Here is a 19,521-nt window from a genome sequence, read left to right as displayed (position 1 = left end):
GACCCCGATGAAATCACTGTTGATAGTGATGACACCACGCCAGCAAGCGTGACGCTCTATCGTTATGTGGTGAAGAAAAAAAGTGGTTAATTTATATCTGACCTATATCCGAGCATCCTATGAGCCGTGACCGCGCTGTACAGCAAAGGCAACCCAAAGCGCTGGCAGTCGATGATGAGCCGTCTTATATGACTGAGTTTCGTCAAGCCATGCTAGCACGTGGTCTGGCAACGCGCACGCGCAATGCTTATGTGCGAGACTTGCGCTCTTGCGAGTTGACCAACCCTATCGCCCTAACCCGCTGGCAGCCTGATGATGTGCTGCACTGTCTCTCAATACTCGCTCAAGATAATAAAACCCCGCGCACGCAAGCGCGTATGCTCTCAAGCCTGCGTCAGTTCTACTTATGGATGATTGCGAGCAATCTGCGCGAGGATAATCCCTGCGAGCGTATCAAAAGCCCAAAACTCGGTCGTCCGTTACCAAAGGATTTAACCGAGGCTGATGTTGATAATCTCCTTGCCGCACCTGATACCAGTACGGCGCTTGGACTGCGTGACAAAGCGATGCTAGAAGTGCTCTATGCCTGCGGTTTGCGCGTCAGTGAGCTGATTAATCTGTCACTTGAGCAAGTCAATCTAAACTCTGGCTGGCTACAAATCACAGGTAAAGGCAATAAAACCCGACTGGTGCCACTTGGTGAATATGCCAGCGATGCACTAGAAGACTACTTGTCGCATGGGCGCGGCGATCTAATTGCCCATCTAAAATCTGGCAACTGCCAAGCAGTGTTTTTGACCGCGCAAGGTGGTTATATGACGCGGCAGAATTTTTGGTATCTGCTTAAGAAATACGCTCAAATTGCTAGTATTGATAAGGAACTATCACCTCATACCTTACGTCACGCCTTTGCCACCCATCTGCTCAATCATGGTGCCGACCTGCGAAGTGTGCAATTATTGCTTGGGCACAGTGATTTGTCTACCACACAGATTTATACCCATGTAGCGACGGCAAGATTGCAGCAGTTACATGCAGCGCATCATCCGCGTGGATAGCTTTTGGGTAGCTTGGTGAGTAGAATTGTCATTAAATATTGATTCATGATCGTCAGAGGAGTACACCGTGTCGCAAGCTCAGCCATCTTCCAAACCCACTCTCACCAAAGCGCAAGAATTTGCGCTGAAAAAACTGACCATCATGGGTTATTTGGAAGGCACGTCTTTTTTGCTGCTCTTAGGTATCGCTATGCCACTCAAATATATGATGGATATGCCTGAAATGGTGAGCTATGTCGGCCCAGTGCATGGGGTGTTGTTCATCGCCTATATCGTCGTACTCTTTATCACGGCGCATAAAATTAAAATGCCGCTGTGGGCGTTGCCTGCTGGCGTACTTGGTTCATTTTTGCCCTTTGGGCCGTTTGTGTTTGATCATGTGTTAAAGAAACGGTTGAGTAAGTAGTTTAGAAATTATATTTTTTCTCTATCACTATTTTAGGATTACGTGCCTGTATCTCTTGATAAAAGCGCAGCTTGTCTTTTGGCGATATCAATACTTATTTGTTCCGATATTCTATTTTGAGTCTATCCAATGATAGCGCTGGCGCAGATGTCATGCTTCGAGTTGGTGTAATATGATTGATATCTGCCAGCTCAATGGTTTGAGTGGACAAACCACTATCTACGTACAATTGGCTATCGTTAAGGTGTATTTAGTACCAAAAAAAGGCATAAGCATCAGTGCTGCAAAAGGTAGTAGAATAACCATTAGCAGTATGTTTCGCATACGTGAATCGCTTTTGCCCCAGCGCCATTCCCATAATGGAATGAGGATAAGTGATAAACTACCGACCCATAAAATCAACGCGATCCAAAAGTCGACTTTAGATACAAATATAATGTCTGCCATACATACTACTTCAGAACTATCAGGTTAAAGTTGAGTGTAAGCCTCTCACCTAATCTTGCCAATATCTTTTTTTCTATGTATTTTCTACATGCCAAATTTGGCAACCATAATGATTCCCATAATACGATGCTGCAAACCTACCCTTTTCTCGCTACAATACTCGTCATACGATGCGCATTGTCCTAATTGGACAACGCACCTCCTTCTACCTATCTATTATTTGAGAATCCCATGAGCCATAGACCACCTGCTGACCTGCTAAAAAACGCCCAACACTGGCGCGAAGACATTAACTTTCGCCAAGAAGTGCTGGGTAAGCCGTTTGATTTTGCGACCACGTGGGGTATTTTTTCACCGCAAAAGCTCGATGATGGCAGTTTGATGCTGCTTGATTATGTAGACTTCCAAAACGATGATGATTCGATCGACTTGGGCTGTGGCTACGGCGTGCTTGGTATGACAGCGGCGCGCGAGTGCCCGAACGGTCAGCATACACTGATTGATAAAGACTTTATGGCGGTAGAATATGCGCGCCGTAACTGCGAAAAAAATGGTCTAAAAAACGTCGATGTACATTTATCAAATGGCTTTAATCATGTGGCAGCGGACAAAGACTTTAGCCTTGTGATGTCGAACTTGCCTGCCAAAGTCGGCAAAGAACAGCATTATCTCTACTTCCTCGATGCTTATGCCCGCATGCGTCAAGGTGGGCGTTTTTATGTGGTGACGATCAATGGCTTGCGCCAGTTTATGAAGCGCTCGTTTACCGAAGTGTTCGGCAATAGCGAAAAGATCAAACAAGGCAAAACGTATACGATTACTATGGCGACCAAAGAATAATAGATGTCTTTGGTGATACATTGCTGCAAGTAATGACAGATACTATAAGCAAAGTTTTCAAACATACTGTATTTGTGAAAGTAGCGCCTGCTATAAAAAGTATGACATTACTTTCACAAACCACCAGTATTGCTACTTCAAATTCAATTCAGTGAACGCTTTTAAATTAGCGTAGCGATCGAAACGTCTCGCGCAAATCATCAACGAACGCTTCAGGTGCCTCCATTGCGGCAAAGTGTCCGCCTTTTTCGTGCTCAGCAAAATGGACAATGTTGTCAAATCGCGCATCAGCCCAGCGCCGTGAAAGTCGCACTTGCTCCCCGCTAAACATAGAAATGCCCATTGGCGTTTGCATCTTCTGCTGTTCCCTATCATTGTCAGTCATCGCCTGCGCCGCCTCCCAATAAAAACGCACAGAGCTCGGTCCTGTATTGGGCAACCAGTACAGCATGATGTCATCTATCATCTCATCGAAAGAAAATACCTGTTCTAGATTGCCATCACTATCTGACACATCTTGAAAAAGCGCATAAATCCATGCAGCAAGTCCCACAGGAGAATCAGCAAGCGAGAAGGCAATCGATTGCGGTCTGGAACATTGTAGCTTCATATAGGCTGAAAATTCTTGATCGTAACGTTTGGCGTCTGCCAACATGGCTGTTTCACTGGCATCAGCATTTGCCACTTCTGCATCTGTTGGCTGAAACGGTACAAAATTAAGATGAATACCCGCAAGCTCGTTGGGGGCCATCTGACCCAATATCATTGTCACCATCGCACCCCAATCACCACCTTGTGCCGACCATCGCTCATAGCCTAACCGCTGCATCAAAACTTTCCATGCCATCGCCACTCGCGTTGGATTCCAGCCAGACTCTTCAGGTTTGCCCGAAAAGCCGAAGCCTGGCAACGAAGGAATCACTAAATGAAAGGCGTCTTCCTCAGTGCCACCATGTTCAGTAGGATTGACTAGGCGATCAATCACATGGCGAAACTCTAGCACCGAACCCGGCCAACCATGCGTCATCAATAGCGGCATCGCCTCTTTATGTGGCGAACGAATATGCAGAAAATGAATCGATATGCCATCTATCTCGGTGACATATTGCCCCCAGCCATTCAGTAATCGCTCACAACGTCGCCAATCATATTGTTCAGACCAATACGCTACCAGCGCCTGTATTTCAAATAATGGCGGTCCTTGTCTACCGTCCTCAACAGGACTTTTGGTTGGCCAACGCGTGCGAGACAAGCGTGCTTTTAAGTCATCAAGGTCAGCTTGAGGAATGTCTAAAACGAAAGGCTGAATAGTATTTGGCATGGTCTTTCCTTAATGAAATATCAAACTACAATAGAAACCATCAGATCTGTATAGAATTAACTATACGCTCAAGTGTAGTTAATATACAATATAAATAGAATTTTTTTTATTAATAGCATTAAATTCTTATTATTAGCCTGTAAAAGCAGTTTATTTAAAAAAAATATCGCTACGGAATAAAAATTGGCTGTAATTAATCTAAACATAATCGTTTAGTTAAAATAACTGTATTTCTAGTGGAACCCAAAAGATGAGTAGTGGAATAACAAGCGCAAAGAAACCACCGAAGCGTAAAGGGGGCCGACCTTTACTTTCAGAAGTGATCAAAATCGACGCCCGTATTTTGGTAGCGGCAACGGCTTTGTTTCTTGAAAATGGCGTAGATGGAACAACGTTTGAAGCCATAGCAAGCAAAGCAAAGGTGAGTAAACCTACCTTGTACGCTCGCTACAGCAGCAAGTCTGAGCTTTTTGAGGCAATGATTCGATCGAATGTTGCCTCTGCTATGCCATCAGTCACAGATTTGCCCAATGGTCTGTCTACTGAGGAGACCTTGCGCCTTGTAGGCCAAAAAATGATTGAAAAAGCGACTAAGCCAATACCGTTAGGATTAATGCGTCTATATATCACTGAGGCACCGCGCCATGGTACTTTGATTCGTGAGGTAGATTATATTGGTCGTGAAGCGGCAGTTGCCATGATTTCAGCAGCGCTTGAACCAACGCTAAATTATGAAGCCGATCATCATGCGCGGATCATTGCCGAAAAATTCATCGACACAGCTTTCATACCTTATTTGATGAGGAGGTTACTTGGTGATACCGAAAGCTCGCTCAATCTGAGGATTGACGAGGCAATATTATGTTTAAAAGCCTTAGATTTAATTAATTAGCGTCTGTTTTTTGGTTCAACCACATCAGCGGAAACAATGGTCTATTCAGCAATGTTTTGATTAAAACCGTCAACATCGCCCTTTTTCATGCAACTGCTATTGGATGTTTCTATTATGAAAAAACAAACTGCATCATTAATAAACACCGATCGTCGGATTTTTGCGATTGCTGGTGGTAGTGGCGATCTGGGTCTACGAGTTATCGAAGCCTTATGTCAACGCGAGGTAAGCGTGCGCGCCCTTGTTCGTAAAGAGACGTCCTCTGAAATTTGCCATCTCATCAAACAAAAAGGGGCCGACGTTCATCTCGTTGACTTTGATGATGTGCGGGCACTGACTACCGTATTGGAAGGGGTACACTGTGTGATATCGACCCTTAATGGTTTGGAACCTGTCCTGATTGATACTCAAGGAAAGTTGTTAAATGCCGCTGTTCAGGCAGGTGTACCGCGCTTTATTCCTTCTGATTTTTCGCTAGACTTTACCAAAACGATAGCAGGACAAAATAGGAATATGGATATCAGGCGCGACTTCAAGAAACGCTTAGATACCACACCCATTCAAGCAACCTCGATATTGTGTGGCGCATTTGCCGATCTGTTGACAGGACAAGCACCTATCGTCATCAAAAAACTCAATCGGATTTTGTATTGGGGTAATCCTGACCAAGCGCTGAACTTTACCACCAGAGACGATGCTGCTCATTTTACCGCACTGGCTGCTATGGATGACGATGCTCCACGGATTCTTAGGATTTCAGGGGATACTGTGAGCGCAAGCGCTCTCGCAAACGTTATGTCAGCTTTGACAGACTCTCATTATAAGACACTACGCGCAGGTGGGATGAAACGGCTGGGCCTACTCATTACCTTGTCACGTAAACTAGATACGCAAAAAACAGACGTGTTTCCCGCTTGGCAAGGTATGCAGTATATTCGAGATATGTTCAGTGGACGCGGTCAACTTGAGCCGCTTGATAACGAACGCTATGGCAAATACGCTTGGACAAGTGCGCAAACGGTGCTTGCTTCGGATCAAGATGACGAGCGTTGATGGTAAGTCGCTAGATCTAGATATCGCTATGACATATAGCTAAAAAACAACAAAGCCCGTCAAAACTATACTGTCTTGACGGGCTGCTTTATGGTGGACTGTCCTATTTTACATCTGCCGCTTGATTAAGTAGCCACCAAGCGCTGCACTGCCGATAATCGGCAATAACACCATAAGCATGGGCGAGAATCCTGTAGCAAGCGATATAAATCCGACCAAGTCCTGAATGTAGCTAAAGAGCAGACCGAACAGCAAAGCCACCACAATACGCAAGCCTAAGCTATGCGTCCGTAGCGAGCCAAAGACGAATGAGCAAGCAACGATGACCAGCGACAATATTGATAAAGGTGATAATAGCTTTTGCCAAAACGCCACTTCATGATCTAAGGAGCGATTACCCTGTTGGCGCATAAAGGTACGATGCTCGTACAGCTGCGTCAATGACAAGTCCTCTGCCTTGCGCGTTAGCAAATAAACAGACTCTGGGGCGAATGGTAAGCTGAGCGTATCTGATGGTGAAATGGCCTGGCTACTCTCAAAGCCCTGATTAATGCTAAGCTCGACCATATCATTTAGCTGCCACTCATAGCGATACTGCTCGCTTGGCTTGTCACTGGTCACATCGATAGGCTCACGCCCCGTATACTTTCCACCATTAGCATGTACGGCGGTTTGTAGATTGCCGTTGTTATCTAAATGCCAACGTTTTACCTCACCGATATTACCCTCAACATCGGCATAATCGATATACAAAATATCGCTACCATCAGGTGTCGCGCTGCCATCCGCTGCACTATCAAATCGTGGCTGTATCGTCCAATAGCCGCGCACCGAAGTGACTAGCGAGGTGTTGTCCTCATCGTTTATTTGCTTTGCCAATTGGTTAGAAGACGGTAGGACGAACTGATTGATAGCCAATGCCAGTAGCACAAAAATCAAAGCAGGTTGTAACACCCAGCCGACGATACGATAGATGCTGACCCCAGCCGCACGCATGACGACCAGCTCGCTTTTATTGGCAAGTAAGCCCAATCCTATGACAGCACCGAGCAGCGCACCCGTTGGGATGAACTGCTCTAAGAAGTAGGGTGATCGATAAAAGATATATTTAAGTGCCTGACCCATCGTATAACTGTCATCTAAAGAATCAAGCTCTGACAAGTAAGAAAAGACCAGCTGCAATGCCCATAAACCGACGACGGCCGCGATAATAGCAAGTAAGGCGTTGAGCTTGACATAACGGCTAAGGACTTTTAAATTGGCAGGTTTTTTGGCCAACTGACCAGCCCCTGCAGACTTAGCAAATAAAGAGCGCATTAAGACTGCCCTCCTTGTGAGCTATTGTGTTGATCCATACCATTAGTCGATGTGGCGGCAGCTAGCCTATTTTCTTGTTTGCGAAAGCGCAATCGATGTTGCACACGGCTGCCCCAGTTCATATAAAGCGCCAATGCCATAAATCCTAAGACCAGCCATGCATATGCCCATACACTGATACTGCCTTTGCTCACGGCATTCTTAAGCGAGATAATGCCTAGCGCACAACTGACAAATAATAAGATAGAGGGAAATAGGCGCAGCCAACGCCCTTGTCGTGGTCGCACTTGCGCAAGTGGTACAGCGAGCATCGGTGCAATAATCATGAGCCACGGCAGTGCTAAACGGTAGCCAAGCTCACCTTGAGCGGCACGCAGCGCGTTATTTGTACCAGCTTGCGCGTCACCCGTTGCTGCACGCCATAGAGGTCCAATTGGCTGGGTTTCGATATTGTCTTCGGTGATGACGTCTTGCGAGGATTCGGTAAGCGTGATGCGATAACGATCAAAGGCGACTTGATTGTACTTTAAGCTGCCTGCGCCCACTTCGTAACGACGACCTTGAAACAGGTCCAACTGGGTCAAACCACTATTGCCAGTATTGACCTGTTCAGCACGCTTGGCGAGCGTGATGGTATCTTTACTGATGTCTTTTGCATCTCTATTTATAATATCTTTTGGCATATCAGAGATGCCTATTTGATCAGCGGTTTCTTGATCAATCGTATTATTCATATCAGCACTTTTGCCAGCATTACCCTTTGGCGTCGGCTCAGATTGGATCAGTATCACGTCTTGTAGTTTTTTCTTATCATCGCTGAGACTACCCACGTATAAATGATAATTACCGCTACTGATAAACTCATTTGGGCGAATCAAATCAAACGCACTGGTCAATGCTTGCTGCTGCCACACGGCCTCAGACGAACGTACGCCCCATGGTTTGCCAACGATAGATAGCGCCGCCTCACCAACAAACAACGCTAATATCAATGGTGTCATCAAGCGAGCCAGCCTACCGCGAGACACGCCGCTGGCATTGATGACAGCCATTTCTTGATCAACATATAAACGACCAAACACCAGCATCAACGCGATAAAAAAGGCTAGCGGCAATATCAACTCTAGAAAATACGGCAGGTTGTACCCAATAATCGTGAATAGCAGGCTGATATCCAACCGTCCTTCAGCCGCAATGCCAAAATAACGTATCAAACGACCGCCAAGCATCATTACTACCAAAAACCCCAGCACCAAAGCAGTGGTCGAGGCAACTTGTCGAGTCATATAGCGGCGTAATATCACAATGGGTACTCTTAAACAGTTGGTATGCGCATGATTGATTGGGGATTTATCGTCATGTTTGAGCACAGTAACAATGCATCATATACGTTCAAATAAACAGTCAAATAATACTGATAATTATTGAGTGACTAATTAGTCCTACTCAACAAACACAAGCGACAAATATAACCGCTAATCCTAGCATGTTTTGCCTAAAAATGGCTGTGAAATGTGTTTGCAAACATTACGTACACCTTACTGATAGTGCATTAGTATTGGTAGACGATAAATATATCAAATATTGGATAAACCGTTAGTGAAATCTTATATGGAATTGGTTTAACAGTGTTTTCTCCAATACGTTTTTTATTTATTTAGTTTGGAAAGGTTTGTTTGTCATTCGTATCATCGAACCTCTATCTCTGTTATTAATTGCTAGACTGACTGACGGATAAAAATAATTTTATGTCATCTACTGTAATGGAGAATACCAATGACTAATACCACATCTACGCCCTCTACCTTGCTTGAACTCGCTGGTGGTCAGTTCGATACGCTTGATTGGTCAAATTGCGCTATCGTACTTATCGACTATCAAAACGAATACGTCGATGGCGCGATGCCACTGGGACAAGCGGGCGCTAAAGCCATCGACAACGCACGACTATTGCTTGATAAAGCCCGCAAGCAAGATATCCCTATCTTTCACATCACCCATCATGGTGCAGAAAATGGTAATGTCTTTGATCCTTTATCGTCTAACGTCGAGATTGTCGAGCAACTACAGCCGAATGATGGCGAAACCGTGATTGTCAAAAACCATCCCAATGCGTTTTATGATACGCAGCTACAATCACTACTCTCCTCTGCAAACAAACAACAAATTATTTTTGCGGGTTTCATGAGTCATATGTGCGTCAGCTCAACCGCCCGCGCCGCATTTGACTTAGGCTTTGACAGTTTTGTCTGTCATGATGCCTGTGCCACTCGCGATCTCCCAAGTGCATCAAAAGAAGCCATAAGTGCTGAGGTCATGCATGACACCGCGATGGCAGCGCTACAGGACAGATTTAGTGCGTTAGTAACAACTGCTGAATTGGTTAATGATTAATAATTAATTCGACACATTAATAGCAACTGTAATAAGTGCCGTATCTCATCATTTAATGCGCGTCATGAGCTAAGGCTCATTATGAACTAGGCATAGCCACATATATCGTCGTATTGTAGTGTAAATTGACACAGCAATTTTGTTCGGACTTATTACCTAATCTTTGCAAACTGCGCACTATCATCGCAATATGCTACACTATCGTGATTGCTCTATAGGCCAAATAATCTAATAATCTAACAGGCATAAGCAATTGCGCTAGCTTTTTCATTAGCTCTATAATTCTCATAACTCTAATAAGGATAACAATATGAATATCAAATTATCTCAGCATCTGCCAAAGACGCATACGCAAAAAATTCTCAAAAAAGAAGCCAAAAGTAAAGACGACGCTTGTCTGGTTGTCTTGGTTGATGACAAGAAAAACATCCTAGCCGACTCTGTGTTGACTGACTATACCGCTCGTATTGAGCAATTGATTGAAGTCTCTCATTTTAAGGGAACTGCCTGTGAGACCGTTGCTGATTATGCATTGGCAGGGGATAAAAAAACCACCAAACAAAACCCTGTACAGCTGTTGTTGGTTGGTGTCGGTAACACGGACAAATTCAACAATACAGTACTGCAAAAAATTGCCAAGACCATCTATAGCAGCACGCAAAAGCGGGTATCGTCTATTACCGTTGCATTAGGTGATGCGCTAGAAGAAAGCCATTTTGGTCAATTTGCCCTAAACCTACTGGCAGCCAGCTACCGCTTTGACAAATATAAATCTGAGCAAACGAAACCTGTCTTGACTGATATTTATCTGTTAGCTGATGACTCACTACAGCCTGCACTTGCATTTGCTGAGGCAGTATTCGCCGGTCAAAGCCTCACTCGTGACGTCGCCAACGAGCCAGGTAATATTTGCTTCCCAGCTTATATGGCAGAACAAGCACAAGAACTTGCAAAAACCTATCCTGACCTATTGACCGTCAAGGTATTGGGTGAAGACGAGATGTCAGCGCTGGGTATGAACTGTTTCTTATCAGTGGCCCAAGGCTCTACCAAAGAAGGTCAACTTGTCATCATGGAGTACCGCGGTAAATCCTCATTTAGTGCAAACGCTGGCACCACTGAGCAGACGATTAGCAACGCAAAAGTGACTGGTCTAAAAAAAGCGCTCACTGATAAACTACCAACCAAAAAATCCACTAAGAAAGCCGATAAAGCTAGCGACGATAATACACAATCTACCAATGATGATGCGCCTATCGTCTTGGTCGGTAAAGGTGTGACCTTTGATTCAGGCGGTATCTCAATCAAGCCAGGTGCAGCTATGGATGAGATGAAGTTTGACATGGGTGGCTCAGCCTCAGTGCTCGGTACCATCAAAGCATTGTGTGAAGCACGTCTACCAATCAACGTAGTCGGTGCGCTCGCCTGTGCTGAGAACATGCCATCAGGTGATGCCACACGTCCAGGCGATATCGTCAAAGCTATGAATGGTAAATCTGTTGAAATCTTGAACACCGATGCCGAAGGTCGCTTGGTATTGGCTGATACCTTATGCTATGTACAGCGCTATAATCCAAAAGCCATCATCGATGTTGCAACATTAACTGGTGCTTGTGTGGTTGCATTAGGCCATGTGCGTTCGGCAGTCTTTAGTAACGATGAAGATGTATTGTTTGATCTAGAGAATGCGAGCAATTTATCAGGTGATCTTATCTGGCACATGCCACTAGACGACGAGTATCAAGCACTGATTGACTCACCTATTGCTGATATCCAAAACATCGGTGGTAAAGGTGCGGGCGCAGTGACTGCCGCTTGCTTCTTGTCTCGCTTCATCGAAGAAGGTCAGGCATGGGCGCATTTAGACATCGCTGGCACCGCATGGAACTCAGGTAAAGATAAGGCCGCAACTGGTCGTCCAGTACCGCTATTTATGCAATATCTGAAAAACAGCGCGGATATGGCTTAATCGATCAATGGCAGTGCATTAACGACCGTCTATTGATAATATGCTATTTTATAAAACACTTTATGAAAACCATTCTATGAAGATCAGTTTTTATGTATTAAGTGAGAGTAAAGCCCAAGATTTCTTGGGCTTTATTTGTCAGTTGACTCAGACAGCACTGAACAAAAGCACGCAGTCCTTGCTGATTCTTGTCGATGACGAGACATTACTGTCAACGCTAGATGAGGCGCTTTGGGCACAAGATGCCACGAGCTTTATCCCGCATCAATGTCTGTCGGATATTCATTCTAAAGCCGCTGACTCTGATGCCAACGAATCGCTAGCGCCCGTATTGCTCGGCAGTTATATGCCAGCAGACTTTAATGGTATCGTGCTCAATACGACGACGCGCCCGGTGACTGACTTTATGGCTGCGACCAATAATGCCAAGCCATCTCGAGTCCTTGAGCTAATCAGACCTGATGCCACCAGTACCCAAGAAGGTCGCCATAAATATAAAGCCTATCAGCAATTAGGCTATGAGTTAACCCATTTTAAGGTATAGCGCTGCCGTTCACTTTTCTCTATGCTTCATCACTACTTTTAATATCTCATTAACTAGCCATTTGCGCTAATTAGCCTTCGTCTATACTTGCTCCACATTTGAGCACACTCGTTATATTTTGCCTGTTACCCTTCGCTTTATACATCGTCTCCACTGCTATGAGTGGTATGCGAATATGTCAAAAAATGCTACCATCCCTCGATAAATTTTTCGCTCAAACAATTCATTTACTTTTGACAAACGTCGAGGATGTACAAATGCGTTCATTGATTGCGATGTATCAGCGTATCGGGCTGGTGCCGCTCATTATTATTGGTTTGGTATTAGGGGTGCTGATCGGTTGGCTCGCACCAAGTATCGGTACTGCAATAGGCCTGCTTGGTACGCTGTTTGTCGGCGCCCTAAAAGCAGTGGCTCCCGTACTGGTATTCATTCTGGTCATGGCAGCGATTAGCCAGCATCGCAGTGGCAATGAAGTCTACGTAAAGCCTGTGCTCATCATGTACATGTTCGGCACTTTTTTGGCAGCGCTCACAGCAGTCGGCGCCAGCTTTTTATTCCCGACTGACTTGGTGTTGATCAATGCCGATATCGCACAAGTACCACCTGCCGACTTAAAAGAAGTGTTGACTAACTTGTTAATGAATTTGGTCGCCAATCCGGTCAATGCCATCGCGGAAGCCAATTATATCGGTATCTTGGCATGGGCAATCATTATTGGTTTCGCCTTGCGTCAAGCCAGTGACACAGCGCGCACTGTCGTGGGTGACTTTGCTGATGCTATCTCACAAGTGGTTAAGTGGATTATTGCCTTAGCGCCATTTGGTATCTTGGGCTTGGTTGCAAGTACGGTCGCTGAGACAGGTTTTGCTTCTTTAGCAGGTTATGCTCGAATTTTGATGGTGCTCATCAGCTGTATGCTGTTTATCGCTCTAGTCGCAAACCCGCTTATTGTCCTTATTAAGACAGGTAAAAACCCATATCCATTGGTATTCAAATGTCTACGCGAATCAGGCATCACCGCATTCTTTACACGCAGTTCAGCCGCCAATATTCCCGTCAATATGAACCTTGCACGCAAACTGGGTCTACATGAAGATACTTATTCAGTAACCATTCCACTGGGTGCAACCATCAATATGGCAGGTGCAGCGATTACTATTAACGTGTTGACGCTTGCCGCTGCTCACACGTTAGGCATCGAGGTAACATTTGCTTCAGCGCTTTTATTAAGTCTGGTCGCGACGATTAGTGCTTGCGGTGCTTCTGGTGTTGCTGGCGGTTCGTTGCTACTCATTCCATTAGCAGCGAGCTTATTTAGTATACCGAACGACATTGCCATGCAAGTGGTTGCGATTGGTTTTATCATCGGTGTGATTCAGGACTCGGCAGAGACGGCTTTGAACTCGTCAACTGATGTATTATTTACCGCAGCAGCTGATCCTACTTATTCACGTTAGTTTTTAGCAAAGCAGTTTCTGTAAATATAAAAAAGGGCCTTTAGCGGGCCCTTTTTTTATGCGGTATTTTTAGGTTTTAACTACTTTAAATTGTCTACATCAATTTCTATGACTGGTGTTTGCATCTCTATTTGACGCTTGAGTTGACGAAGCTGCTCAACCTCATCTAACAGCTCAAGTATCAATCCAATGGCAGGTACGCTGGCATCAAAATCACGGCTGAGTCGTGAGGCACGGCGCACGGTTGTCAGCTGGTAGCCAGTGAATTGCTCACGTTCTGGCACATCGTATTCAATAATACTTTCTTCAATCAATTCGATGACCCATTGGCGCTCTTGGCCACAAGCAGAGACAAGCTCATCTAGGCTCATAATGATATCGGTAAATTCAGGCGAGTGGTTCATAGCTATTATCCTCGTTTTCTCTTTATTTCATCCTTGGTGCATTCATCTCTATGGTTCACTATAATGATGAATGTCGACCATCAAGCGCATGGATTAACGGTTGATAGTGGTGTCGGCAAAGGCTTGCTTAAGCTGCTCATAAGCCTGTATTGCCGAATCGCTACTGACATCAGGGTTGATGATATTTAAGGTTAAATATAAATCGCCCGCTTGCTTGGCAGGGATACCTTTGCCCTTTAGACGTAGATTGCTACCCGACTTACTGTTTTTGGGAATAGTCACACCAAGCGTGCCAGCTGGCGTACTGACATTGATTTTTTCACCCAGTGCGGCTTCCCATGGTGCGATATTGACAGTCTGGTAAACGTCTGCACCTTCTATACGAATATTGGCATCATGGCGAATTTTAACTTTTAAGAACAAATCGCCGTTTTTGCCATTGCTACTGCCAGCAGCACCTTGCCCGCTCAAGCGAATTTGCTTACCATCGGTGATGCCTTTTGGAATTTTGATTTTGAGCGTCTTGTTGTCGTAGCTCACCTCACCATTAGGCTGACGCACAGGGACGTTTAGCTTGATGCTATAATCATCACCTTGATAGACTGAAGAGAGATCAACCGTAATCTCTGCATGTTGATCTTGACCTTTGCTGTCTTGTGCACCAAACCCACCACCGAACTGATCAAAGCCACTACTTTGAGAGCGACCACCTGCCTGTCCACTAGCCGACCCACGCGCCCCGCGACCAAACGCTGAAAAGATATCATCGAAACGAAAACCGCCATCGCCAAATGCTTCACCATCGCCGAACTGACCTTTGATGTCTTCCCAACGAAAGCCACCTTGGCCTGCACCAGCCTGTCCACCAAAACCACCAGCACCGCTTTGCCCTGCAAATGGGTTGTTCAACATCGCATCGTATTCAGCGCGCTTTTCTTCATCTCTAATCGTTTCATAAGCGTTATTAATCTCCGCAATCTTATTATCAGCATCTGGATCATCGCTGACATCAGGGTGAAACTGACGTACCAGCTTACGGTATTTTTTTTTGATATCAGCGGCTGAGGCGTCTTTTTCGACCCCTAAAATGTCATAGTAGTTTTTCTCTGCCATGTTATTTTTCCTCAAAATAAAAACGCATTAGTGATATCGGCCTACCAGTTTCGAACGATACAGTATAGACAGCTACTGGCTTTCGATATGACCATTTTTTATAGTCCATACTTTATGATAGCAATAATAAAAATAAATACCGTTATATAAATATTACCAGTCATGACATGAAGTTGTGCTAAGACTTTGAAATGCAGATAAATAAGTATTTCTACTTTGATAGGGATATTTTTTAATTTATAAATATTTTTTATAGAGCGCTCAGAATAGTATTTAATTATTTATATCAGCATATTAGAAACAATTTAGAAAGTTTTAATTACATTCAATTATCAGCATTTTGATAGGTATAAACCAGCTTAATGATGCTATATCGATAGTCTTTGTATTTATATATTACTTATTTACATTATATTATTCGCTTTCTAGTATTTTGTTGACCTCTTTATAAGAATCACTCTCTATAAGCGCATTTGCATCAATTATGGTATCAATTTTTTTACCAAAACTACATTTTTCTTCTTAAAAAACAAGTATTTGACCTGATGAGTTTTTTACACAGCTGTAATAATATGACAATCTCATTCTTGTAAAATCCCCCCATTATTCATACTCGTAGGGGGTATGACAACATAGGCAAGAGTAGCTGTCTATCTCATAAACTGCTTAAAGGTAATGAATGTCTTATTTAATCAAGTCTTTGGTTGTCACACTATCACTGTTACTGAGCACGACTCTTTTTGCTGCTAACACCAGTTATTATGGTAGTAAGTTTCATGGCAAACGCACTGCAAGTGGTAGCATATTCAATATGAACTCTCTCACTGCGGCACACAAAACTCTGCCGTTTGGTACAAAAGTGCAGGTGACCAACCAAAAAACAAAAGAAAGTGTCGTAGTCAAAATCACAGACCGAGGCCCTTATATCAGAGGCCGCATTCTTGATTTATCAAAAGCTGCTGCTAGTCAAATCGATTGCCAGTTATGTACGACAACGATGAAAGTACTGTCCTATGGTGATGGTAAGTATCGTAAAGAATAATGTTGCAAAAAACGATGTAAAAAAAGGGAGGGCTGACGCCCTCCCTTTTTTATGTTTGATTACTTACGAGAAAAATCGCTTAACAGTCAAATCTCATATGACTTGCTACTAAAATTCAGCTTCCATTTCTTCTAATGTCGTCATCGATAGCAATAACTTTTCTTCCTTATCGCTATGCTCCTGCTGTAGCGCGGTTTGCTCATTGAGCAAGACAAGCAAATCAGACTTACGACTTTCTTCATACAAACCCGTATCTGCCAGCTTTTCTTCTAGCGTTGCAAGCTGCCCTTCAATTTTGGCCAATGCTTTTTCAGTCTCTTCAATCTCACGGCGGATGGGTGCGGTGCGTTTGCGCTGCTCTGCCGCCAGCTTGCGTTGTTCTTCTTTACTAAGCGCAGGCGTCGTAGCGTTACTTTTTGATGAATTATCAGGCGCTTTATTGCTCACCTGATTACTCACTTGGCTATTATCTGTTTCACGTGAAACGAATTTTTTGCTCTCTTTTTTGCTTTTCTTCTTGCTGGTACTTTTATCTGCTGAGTTCTCTTGCTTACGCTTTTCTGCCAACCATTTGCCGTAGTCGCTGATGTCACCATCGAACTCGTCAATTCTGCCATCATGTACCAGGTACAGCTCATCACAGACGTTGGCAATCAACTCACGATCATGCGAGACCAGTACCACGGCACCTTTAAAACCTTGCAAGGCAATGGTCAATGCTTGGCGCATTTGTAAGTCTAAATGGTTGGTTGGCTCATCGAGTACAAGAACGTTGGGACGTTGCCAGACAATCAATGCTAGCGTCAGACGCGCACGCTCGCCACCAGAGAATAACTCGCTTGGTGTATCGATACGATCACCGCGGAAGTCAAAGCTGCCCAAAAATGAACGTAACAGTGCATCAGAGGTTTTGCCGGCCAGACGGCGCAGCATCTCTATCGGCGTTGCTTTGGCATCCAAGATATCCATTTGATGTTGATTAAAGTAGCCTAGTTTTAGGGTATCAGAGACACGATAGGTGCCTGTCAACACCCCAAGCTCACCGACCAACGCTTTGATAAGTGTTGATTTACCTGCACCATTCATACCGAGCAGACCAATACGTGTATCCGGCGTCACTTGTACGTTGGCATTGCGTAGCAGTGGCGTCTCGCTATAGCCAATATCTGCATGGGTCAGCTCAATCAGCGGTGAGCTCATGTTAGCTGGCTCATAAAACTGAAACGAGAACGGATTGTCCGCCATCATCGGTGACAGCTCTGCCATACGCTCTAGCTGTTTGATACGGCTCTGTGCTTGCTTGGCTTTACTGGCTTTGGCGCGGAAACGACGAATGAAATCATCCAAATGCGCCTTGGTCGCTTCTTGCTTCTCAAACGCTTGCTGCTGCTGCGCCATACGCTCATGACGCGTACGTATAAACTGCTGATAGTTACCCGTATAAAGGGTGATTTTTTGCTGCTCGACATGCAAGATATGACCGACCGTAGCGTCCAAAAATGCTTGGTCATGCGAGATTACGATGACCAGACCCATATAGGCATTGATCCAAGTCTCAAGCCACAAAATAGCATCCAAGTCCAAATGGTTGGTCGGCTCATCGAGTAGCATCAGATCAGCGCGGCTCATCAAGGTTTTGGCAAGATTCAAACGCATACGCCAACCACCAGAGAACCCTTCTACAGGTAGCTCATGCTGGCTGGTATTAAAGCCCAGACCTGCCATGATTTGCGCCGCTTTGGTCGGTGTGCGATAGCCATCAATTTCATCGAACTGCTGATGCAAGACGCCGATTTGCTCATCACTGACGCTGCTTAAGTCATTGAGCGCCGCATTGATCTCATACCACTGCTCATCACCGCTCAATACATAATCGACCGCAGACTGCGTCGTCGCACCCACTTCCTGCGCCATATGTGCCACATGCCAGCTATCTGGGATACTGACCTCACCTCTATCGAGCGTGACTTCGGTATCGCCCTTGCCCATTTGCGTCAACAATAAGGCAAACAAAGTCGATTTGCCGGTGCCGTTGTTGCCTGTTAAGCCAACTTTGTGGCCTGGATGTAGCTGAAAGCTTGCACCTGCAAACAATTCACGACCATCACGGCGAACACCAACGTCTTTAAATTCGATCATATAATTTCTTCATCTCAGCAATAATATAAATATAGGGCAATAAGAGACACACATAGGGTATGCCAACTGGCGGCTATTATTTCAAACGCTTGCCACATAGGCAAACAATTAAATAACTATTTCAAAACGAAGTGTTTTAAAATTAAGTATTTATGCAAACAACCCTAAATTATATAATCCTTGTCAGCCTATCGATACGAACGACTATCATAAGACTTTTGGCAGCCATATACTCTCGCACAAATAACGAATACAGCCTTGATAGCTATAAAAGTTTTGATTCATCAGTTCTGGTAAGGATGATGACTCTTGACAAGCGAATGAATAACCCCATTATGATATACTGCTAAAGATAAGTGCTCACCATCAATAAAGTGCTTTGGTGGCACAAACACCGTATTGATATTGCACAAACAGCTTATAATGCACCAATAGCTTTGCCATAACGACAGCACCCAATTAAATCAAACGCCGTGCGTATCTTTATTTGCAATCATTTTATTGCAAACCCAAACAGGACGACGACCGCATTTGATCCTAGCAACTGAGGTAGATATGAACGAATCAGCCAACCAATTTAATCCAAGCTCAAATCAGCCAGTAGATCCTACGGTATTAAGCCTAACCGACAGTGCGGCACAAAAAGTACGTCGCCTGCGCGAAGAAGAAGGTGATAGCGAGCTTATGCTACGCGTCTATGTGACGGGCGGTGGCTGTTCAGGTTTTTCTTACGGATTTAACTTTGCCAACGACTTAAATGAAGACGATGCCAATTTCGACAACGGTGATGTGACTTTGGTCGTCGATTCACTAAGCTATCAATATTTGCAAGGGTCGACCGTTGACTACACTGAAGGGTTAGAAGGCGCACGTTTTGTCGTAACCAACCCAAATGCAACCACCACTTGCGGCTGTGGCTCGTCATTTTCTATTTAAACTGACGACAACGCCATGACTGTATGGATGATGCCATGGTGCGTTGGCACTGTGTTTGATGGCTTAGAGCATGACCGTCAAAGCATCTATCTCTTGGGTAGATGCTTTTTTTGGCTAACGAATTTGACTTAAAATATTAAGTCAAATCTAGACTATTCGGTTCGCCTAAAGCTTATCGTATTTGTA

The 19,521-nt window shown here is 44.5% G+C and carries 19 protein-coding genes; 11 read left to right on the top strand and 8 right to left on the bottom strand.

What is annotated here, in order from left to right; genetic code table 11:
• Positions 1-119 precede the first annotated feature (119 nt).
• Positions 120-1,058: a site-specific tyrosine recombinase XerD gene (gene xerD / locus ACHUET_RS00295; protein ID WP_394209726.1), complete on the top strand. Its 939-nt coding sequence runs from the start codon at positions 120-122 to the stop codon at positions 1,056-1,058.
• 67 nt (positions 1,059-1,125) lie between these two features.
• Entirely contained in the window at positions 1,126-1,464 is a 339-nt protein-coding gene (locus ACHUET_RS00290) for a DUF3817 domain-containing protein (RefSeq protein WP_394209724.1), read from the top strand.
• A gap of 94 nt (positions 1,465-1,558) precedes the next feature.
• On the opposite strand, the gene ACHUET_RS00285 is transcribed toward ACHUET_RS00290, so the two are convergent.
• Complete coding sequence (locus ACHUET_RS00285; RefSeq protein WP_394209722.1) at positions 1,559-1,675, bottom strand: PH domain-containing protein; 117 nt, start codon at positions 1,673-1,675, stop codon at positions 1,559-1,561.
• Between the two features lie 8 nt (positions 1,676-1,683).
• Positions 1,684-1,911, bottom strand: coding sequence for a hypothetical protein (locus ACHUET_RS00280; RefSeq protein WP_394209720.1), 228 nt, complete (start codon positions 1,909-1,911; stop codon positions 1,684-1,686).
• Positions 1,912-2,142: 231 nt separating this feature from the next.
• On the opposite strand from ACHUET_RS00280, the gene ACHUET_RS00275 reads away from it, so the two are divergent.
• Positions 2,143-2,751 (top strand): class I SAM-dependent methyltransferase, encoded by a 609-nt coding sequence (locus ACHUET_RS00275; protein ID WP_394209718.1) that lies wholly within the window; start codon positions 2,143-2,145, stop codon positions 2,749-2,751.
• 166 nt (positions 2,752-2,917) lie between these two features.
• Here ACHUET_RS00275 and ACHUET_RS00270 read toward each other — a convergent pair whose 3' ends face one another.
• Complete coding sequence (locus ACHUET_RS00270; RefSeq protein ID WP_394209716.1) at positions 2,918-4,072, bottom strand: epoxide hydrolase family protein; 1,155 nt, start codon at positions 4,070-4,072, stop codon at positions 2,918-2,920.
• A gap of 250 nt (positions 4,073-4,322) precedes the next feature.
• Here ACHUET_RS00270 and ACHUET_RS00265 point away from each other — a divergent pair, with 250 nt between their 5' ends.
• Together ACHUET_RS00265 and ACHUET_RS00260 are read left to right on the top strand one after the other, a co-directional pair.
• On the top strand, positions 4,323-4,964 hold the full coding sequence (locus ACHUET_RS00265) for a TetR/AcrR family transcriptional regulator (protein ID WP_394209714.1): 642 nt from the start codon (positions 4,323-4,325) through the stop codon (positions 4,962-4,964).
• A 114-nt stretch (positions 4,965-5,078) separates the two neighbouring features.
• Complete coding sequence (locus ACHUET_RS00260; RefSeq protein WP_394209713.1) at positions 5,079-6,017, top strand: NmrA family NAD(P)-binding protein; 939 nt, start codon at positions 5,079-5,081, stop codon at positions 6,015-6,017.
• 108 nt (positions 6,018-6,125) lie between these two features.
• Here the strand turns inward: ACHUET_RS00260 and lptG are convergent, their stop codons facing one another.
• Both lptG and ACHUET_RS00250 read right to left on the bottom strand, forming a co-directional pair.
• On the bottom strand, positions 6,126-7,334 hold the full coding sequence (gene lptG, locus ACHUET_RS00255) for an LPS export ABC transporter permease LptG (protein ID WP_394209711.1): 1,209 nt from the start codon (positions 7,332-7,334) through the stop codon (positions 6,126-6,128).
• Positions 7,334-8,620, bottom strand: coding sequence for an LPS export ABC transporter permease LptF (locus ACHUET_RS00250; protein WP_394209709.1), 1,287 nt, complete (start codon positions 8,618-8,620; stop codon positions 7,334-7,336). Before ACHUET_RS00250 ends, lptG begins: the two co-directional genes overlap by 1 nt.
• Positions 8,621-9,110: 490 nt before the next feature.
• Between ACHUET_RS00250 and ACHUET_RS00245 the strand changes: the two genes are divergently transcribed.
• The 4 genes from ACHUET_RS00245 to sstT all read left to right on the top strand — a co-directional run bounded on the left by ACHUET_RS00245 (position 9,111) and on the right by sstT (position 13,701).
• A complete protein-coding gene (locus ACHUET_RS00245) occupies positions 9,111-9,728 on the top strand; it encodes a cysteine hydrolase family protein (RefSeq protein ID WP_394209707.1) in 618 nt (205 codons plus the stop codon).
• 310 nt (positions 9,729-10,038) lie between these two features.
• On the top strand, positions 10,039-11,697 hold the full coding sequence (locus ACHUET_RS00240; RefSeq protein ID WP_394209705.1) for a leucyl aminopeptidase: 1,659 nt from the start codon (positions 10,039-10,041) through the stop codon (positions 11,695-11,697).
• A 76-nt stretch (positions 11,698-11,773) separates the two neighbouring features.
• Positions 11,774-12,241, top strand: coding sequence for a DNA polymerase III subunit chi (locus ACHUET_RS00235; RefSeq protein ID WP_394209704.1), 468 nt, complete (start codon positions 11,774-11,776; stop codon positions 12,239-12,241).
• A 257-nt stretch (positions 12,242-12,498) separates the two neighbouring features.
• Entirely contained in the window at positions 12,499-13,701 is a 1,203-nt protein-coding gene (gene sstT / locus ACHUET_RS00230; RefSeq protein ID WP_394209702.1) for a serine/threonine transporter SstT, read from the top strand.
• Between the two features lie 80 nt (positions 13,702-13,781).
• Here sstT and ACHUET_RS00225 read toward each other — a convergent pair whose 3' ends face one another.
• Positions 13,782-14,105, bottom strand: coding sequence for a chaperone modulator CbpM (locus tag ACHUET_RS00225; protein ID WP_201599452.1), 324 nt, complete (start codon positions 14,103-14,105; stop codon positions 13,782-13,784).
• Between the two features lie 93 nt (positions 14,106-14,198).
• A complete protein-coding gene (locus ACHUET_RS00220; RefSeq protein WP_394209700.1) occupies positions 14,199-15,218 on the bottom strand; it encodes a DnaJ C-terminal domain-containing protein in 1,020 nt (339 codons plus the stop codon).
• Between the two features lie 679 nt (positions 15,219-15,897).
• Between ACHUET_RS00220 and ACHUET_RS00215 the strand changes: the two genes are divergently transcribed.
• Positions 15,898-16,260 (top strand): septal ring lytic transglycosylase RlpA family protein, encoded by a 363-nt coding sequence (locus tag ACHUET_RS00215; RefSeq protein ID WP_394209698.1) that lies wholly within the window; start codon positions 15,898-15,900, stop codon positions 16,258-16,260.
• Positions 16,261-16,368: 108 nt separating this feature from the next.
• On the opposite strand, the gene ACHUET_RS00210 is transcribed toward ACHUET_RS00215, so the two are convergent.
• Entirely contained in the window at positions 16,369-18,399 is a 2,031-nt protein-coding gene (locus ACHUET_RS00210; RefSeq protein ID WP_394209696.1) for an ABC-F family ATP-binding cassette domain-containing protein, read from the bottom strand.
• A gap of 555 nt (positions 18,400-18,954) precedes the next feature.
• Between ACHUET_RS00210 and erpA the strand changes: the two genes are divergently transcribed.
• The gene (erpA, locus tag ACHUET_RS00205; protein WP_058024722.1) at positions 18,955-19,335 is read left to right on the top strand and encodes an iron-sulfur cluster insertion protein ErpA; all 381 of its coding nucleotides are present in this window, start codon (positions 18,955-18,957) and stop codon (positions 19,333-19,335) included.
• Positions 19,336-19,521: the final 186 nt, after the last annotated feature.

Source organism: Psychrobacter piscatorii, assembly GCF_043641605.1.
Lineage (GTDB): Bacteria > Pseudomonadota > Gammaproteobacteria > Pseudomonadales > Moraxellaceae > Psychrobacter > Psychrobacter piscatorii_C.
The sequence above is the reverse complement of the archived record's forward strand: the minus strand, read 5'-3'. Positions and strand labels throughout refer to the sequence as shown.

Bases quoted from the DNA above. Each gene is read 5' to 3' on its own strand.
- ACHUET_RS00250 (WP_394209709.1), bottom strand. From the start codon at position 8,620: ATGACTCGACAAGTTGCCTCGACCACTGCTTTGGTGCTGGGGTTTTTG.
- ACHUET_RS00240 (WP_394209705.1), top strand. From the start codon at position 10,039: ATGAATATCAAATTATCTCAGCATCTGCCAAAGACGCATACGCAAAAA.
- sstT (WP_394209702.1), top strand. From the start codon at position 12,499: ATGCGTTCATTGATTGCGATGTATCAGCGTATCGGGCTGGTGCCGCTC.
- ACHUET_RS00270 (WP_394209716.1), bottom strand. From the start codon at position 4,072: ATGCCAAATACTATTCAGCCTTTCGTTTTAGACATTCCTCAAGCTGAC.
- lptG (WP_394209711.1), bottom strand. From the start codon at position 7,334: ATGCGCTCTTTATTTGCTAAGTCTGCAGGGGCTGGTCAGTTGGCCAAA.
- xerD (WP_394209726.1), top strand. From the start codon at position 120: ATGAGCCGTGACCGCGCTGTACAGCAAAGGCAACCCAAAGCGCTGGCA.
- ACHUET_RS00275 (WP_394209718.1), top strand. From the start codon at position 2,143: ATGAGCCATAGACCACCTGCTGACCTGCTAAAAAACGCCCAACACTGG.
- ACHUET_RS00225 (WP_201599452.1), bottom strand. From the start codon at position 14,105: ATGAACCACTCGCCTGAATTTACCGATATCATTATGAGCCTAGATGAG.
- ACHUET_RS00260 (WP_394209713.1), top strand. From the start codon at position 5,079: ATGAAAAAACAAACTGCATCATTAATAAACACCGATCGTCGGATTTTT.
- ACHUET_RS00210 (WP_394209696.1), bottom strand. From the start codon at position 18,399: ATGATCGAATTTAAAGACGTTGGTGTTCGCCGTGATGGTCGTGAATTG.
- ACHUET_RS00245 (WP_394209707.1), top strand. From the start codon at position 9,111: ATGACTAATACCACATCTACGCCCTCTACCTTGCTTGAACTCGCTGGT.
- ACHUET_RS00280 (WP_394209720.1), bottom strand. From the start codon at position 1,911: ATGGCAGACATTATATTTGTATCTAAAGTCGACTTTTGGATCGCGTTG.
- ACHUET_RS00215 (WP_394209698.1), top strand. From the start codon at position 15,898: ATGTCTTATTTAATCAAGTCTTTGGTTGTCACACTATCACTGTTACTG.
- ACHUET_RS00235 (WP_394209704.1), top strand. From the start codon at position 11,774: ATGAAGATCAGTTTTTATGTATTAAGTGAGAGTAAAGCCCAAGATTTC.
- ACHUET_RS00265 (WP_394209714.1), top strand. From the start codon at position 4,323: ATGAGTAGTGGAATAACAAGCGCAAAGAAACCACCGAAGCGTAAAGGG.
- ACHUET_RS00220 (WP_394209700.1), bottom strand. From the start codon at position 15,218: ATGGCAGAGAAAAACTACTATGACATTTTAGGGGTCGAAAAAGACGCC.
- erpA (WP_058024722.1), top strand. From the start codon at position 18,955: ATGAACGAATCAGCCAACCAATTTAATCCAAGCTCAAATCAGCCAGTA.